The organism is Streptomyces sp. NPDC057543, from assembly GCF_042801895.1.
Classification (GTDB): Bacteria; Actinomycetota; Actinomycetes; order Streptomycetales; family Streptomycetaceae; genus Streptomyces.
Genome location: NZ_JBHVFF010000475.1, coordinates 1 through 3,859 on the forward strand (window position 1 = coordinate 1; position 3,859 = coordinate 3,859).

Below are 3,859 nucleotides of genomic sequence, written 5' to 3' on the forward strand. Positions count from 1 at the left end.
GCCGGCGGGCCCACCGCCCCACTGCGTTTTCCTTGCGGGAGATGCGGATGCCGAGGCCGGGGACGTGCCTCGCCGCCCCGCTCCGGACGTTCCGGGGCGGGGCGGGGCGCGAGGTTGAACGGCCTACGGAACAGGATTCCGCCGGCCGTCGGGCTCGCCGGGCCGTCGGTTTTCCTGCTTGCTGTCAGGCTTGTTCCGGGCCGTGAGGAACGTGGCGGTGGGGTCGTCGTGGCGGTACGTGCCTCCGGGGCCGGCGTCCCCGCGGGCGGAGGTACCGTGCCGAGTTTCTGAGCCGTTGCGACCTCCCGCGACGGTTGCACCACCGCTCGGCACGGGCCGCCTGCAGGTCTCAGGCCTGGCGCCAGACGTCGTCGATGGCTTCCTGGACGTCCTCGGTGCGGGTGACCTCGAAGACGGACACCATCAGGTCCTCCTTGCTGTAGACGGAGTGCAGGCCGCACGCGAGGAGGTCGAGGTACTCGACGCCGATGAACGGCTCGTCCTGGTCCGTGTCGAGGCACTCGGCCCCGGGGGCGCCGGGGTCGACGCCGACGGCCCGCAGGAGCTGCGCGGGGTTGCCGATGACGTACTGGTCGTCCCAGCCGTCGGCGGAGAGGCGGGGCTGCCCGGGGACATGGGCGAGGTACTTGCCGTAGATCTCGGCCGAGTCCATCTCGCAGACGGCGGTGATGCGGGCCTCGGGGTGAGCTTTGACCTGGGCGTCGAACGCGGCGTCGAGGTTGGTGGAGAGGCTGCCGTCCTCACCGAAGGCGGGATCGCTGATCTGGACGATGTCGCCCCAGCATCCGACGGCGACGTGGTCGAGGTCGCCGAGGTGGCGGGGATGGCCGATGTCCCGGCGGAGCATGGGGCCGAGTTCTTCGGCGACGGTGGCGACGGTGGAGAGTTCGGCGACGACAGCGCGGGCGCGGACCGGGTCGTGGGCCGGTGCGTGGCGGATGGTGTGCTGGTCGTAGGGGGCGTGGTAGGGCGGGTGTACGCGGATGATCCGAAGGGTGGACTGCCGCCAGGCGATACGCGGGTTCGGGCTCATGAGGCGAGCCTAGGAGGGTGCTGAAGATCTTGCCCGGGCTCCCGACGCCCGGCACGCACATCTGCGGGGTTGCCGAAACGGCTTCATAGCTCGGCTATGAGGCCGCTTCGGCGCCTTGCAGCCGCACGCACCAGACGCCGCTCGCTCATCCGGCCGAGGTCTTCAGCACCCTCCTGGGCCGGGATGCCACCAGGCATCGATCGGCGTGTCGATTTCCAAACCCCTTGGCTCACCGCGGAGTTGCACCCCTAAAGTGCGGGTTGGCGGTGTCATGTCACGGGGGCCTCGCACCGCCCCGTACCTGTCCCCCAGCCCCCACGAGCAGGGACAAAGAGTGTGAAAGCGATACGTTTACGCGTCAGGGCGCGTCTGGCTTCCGCTGCGGCCGTTGTCGCGGCAGTGGGCCTTGCCCTCACCGGTGTTCCCGGCCTGACCGGCTACGCGGGCGCGGCTCCCAGGCCGCCGAAGCCGCTGGACCCGGGCACGCCGTGCAAGGAGTACTACCAGCTTGCCGACGACATCGAGGCCATCGCCCAACTGCCGGAGTTCGACGCCTCCCGGGACAAGTCCCGGTGGGACACGTACGAGTACGAGAACCCGGGCAAGAAGTGGGACGGCCTCGGCCCGCCCAGCCAGGCCGACATCGACCGGCTGGTGAAACTGGACAAGCAGCCGCCGAAGTCCAAGCCGATCGACCGCGTCTACTGGACGTGGCTCCAGGCGCGCAAGTCCAACGCGAACGCCTGGGGCGACTGGTCGCACTGGCGCGATGTCCGTCTGATCCGCAACGCCGGCAACGACCCGCGCGGCAAGGCGTTCGAGAAGAAGGTCATCAAGGACCACGGGCTGACCGGCCCGGAGTGGATCTGCCAGAAGGAGGTGGAGTTCAAGGACCCGGACACCGGCAAGACCTACCGCAGGCAGCTCGACGCCTACAACACCAGGACCGGCCAGATCCTGGAGATCAAGTCCAACGGGCAGCCCGACCCCAAGCAGATCCCCAAGGACATCGCGTGGTCCAAGGACAAGAACTGGCGCCACACGTCCATGAAGTACATCTATGCCGAGAAGCAGGAAAAATCGGCGATCGACCTGAAGGAGGAGCTGCGTAGGAACGCGGGCGCCAACCGGGTCACGGAGTACAACTACCGCTCCGACAAGGTCGAGAAGGCTCCGAGTGGCGGCGTGCGCGCGAAGTCGACCAACATGCAGCCCCCCGGCAGGCCCGCCACCACGGGCGGCGGCGCGAACGACCTGATCCGCGAGTCCCGTCCCAACCCCAAGAGCATGGGCGACTTCCTGAACCGGAAGAACGCCGCCGACCCCAACCGGCTCTCGCCACGCGGTCCGGGCGGCGTGGACTTCACCACCCTCGAACTCCGCTACGTCGGCAAGCCCGTCAAGGGCAAGGGCCTCGACTACGGCTTCTCCGCCAAGGAAGACCCCGAGGAGAAGTCCGGCTGGGGCGGCAAGGAGAAGGCACAGCTCATCTCGGACGCCTTCCTGACGTGGCTGGCGCTGACCCCGGACAAGTTCTGGGTGAATCTCAACCCGGACGAGCCCAACAGGGTCATGGACGCCCAGTTCGGGAAGACCGACGCCGGCCGGATCCTTCTCGAAGCCGATCTCCAGATGAAGCACGACTTCTTCAGGGCGATGGACCCCGAGACCGATCTCGGCAAGCGGTTCTGGGCGTCCCTGCCCAAGGTGGACGGCCGCCCGTGCTTCGCCGGGATCCGCAACTGGATCGAGCCGAAGACCGCGACGGTACGCGAGCAGGACGGCGGCATCTACATCCTTGACGCCCCCCTGAAGCTGAAGTCCACCCCGCAGGACTTCGCCACCGAACCCGGCGGCGAGCGGATCTGCAACCCGTCCAAGGCCGAACGGGAACAGGCACAGCGGGTCATCGACCGGATGATCGTCCCCGAGGTCGAGAAGACCATCAACACCGCCCCGCAGTACGCGGATCTGCGCCGTGTCTACACCGCCCGCGTGGCTGCCGAGTGGATCCGTCTCCAGGACGCGAAGACGCCGACCGACTACCGCAAGATCATCAACAGCAACGACGTGAAGGCGTGGCCGCTGCGCGCCCCCAACCAGAACTGGGACAAGAACGAGCTGTTCCGGGAGTACCGGAAGATCTTCCTCAACGGTGAGTTCCAGTACGACGTGGACACCGCCGAAGGCGTGATGGTCTACATCGTCGGCGGCGTCGACTTCTCCAAGCAGCCCAAGCGCAACATCACCAGGACCCGGTTCACCGCCGAGCACCGCTACCTTCCCCGCCAGACCCGGACGTCGGTGGAGACCCTCACCGACAACGCCAAGGACAGCGACAGCAACCTGCTGCTCCTGGGCGGCAACACCACCTCCACCGACATCGGCGGAGGCGATGACGGGCCAGGACCGGACCCGACGCCGACCAAGCCGGGCGAGCCGACCGGCAAGCCGACGGACAAGCCGACCACCCCCGGCCCTGCCCCCTCCACGCCGCCCGCCACGGGCGGCCACGGCGGCGGCCAGAACGACCCGGACCCGGGCGGCGGCCTCGCCGACACCGGCTCGGACACCCCCATCGGTCTGATCGCGGGCATCGCCGCCGCGCTCGCGGCCCTGGGCGGCGGACTGATCTGGTGGAAGCGCCGCCGGACGGCCGCACCGCAATAGCCCGACCGGTCCCGCAACATGCTCCGGCCCCGCACCCGAAGGGATGCTGTTGGCGAATTCGGGGCCCAGCGTTGATCGCTTCGTCCCGTCGGGAGTTCATCCGGCGGGACGAAGTGCTGCCAGGTGGGAGGTCCG

At 68.6% G+C, this 3,859-nt stretch carries 2 protein-coding genes; one reads left to right on the forward strand and one right to left on the reverse strand.

Features of this window, described 5'->3' with window-relative positions; genetic code table 11:
* Nucleotides 1-349 precede the first annotated feature (349 nt).
* Nucleotides 350-1,054 carry a DUF6333 family protein gene (locus tag ACFU8Q_RS40000; protein WP_384464700.1) on the reverse strand — a complete coding sequence of 235 codons (705 nt, stop codon included), beginning with the start codon at nt 1,052-1,054 and terminating at the stop codon, nt 350-352.
* Between the two features lie 399 nt (nt 1,055-1,453).
* Here ACFU8Q_RS40000 and ACFU8Q_RS40005 point away from each other — a divergent pair, with 399 nt between their 5' ends.
* Nucleotides 1,454-3,724: an LPXTG cell wall anchor domain-containing protein gene (locus tag ACFU8Q_RS40005; RefSeq protein WP_384464703.1), complete on the forward strand. Its 2,271-nt coding sequence runs from the start codon at nt 1,454-1,456 to the stop codon at nt 3,722-3,724.
* The last annotated feature ends 135 nt before the right edge of the window (nt 3,725-3,859 follow it).

Excerpts from the sequence above, each read along its gene's own strand:
- ACFU8Q_RS40000 (WP_384464700.1), bottom strand. The coding sequence starts at position 1,054 with ATGAGCCCGAACCCGCGTATCGCCTGGCGGCAGTCCACCCTTCGGATC.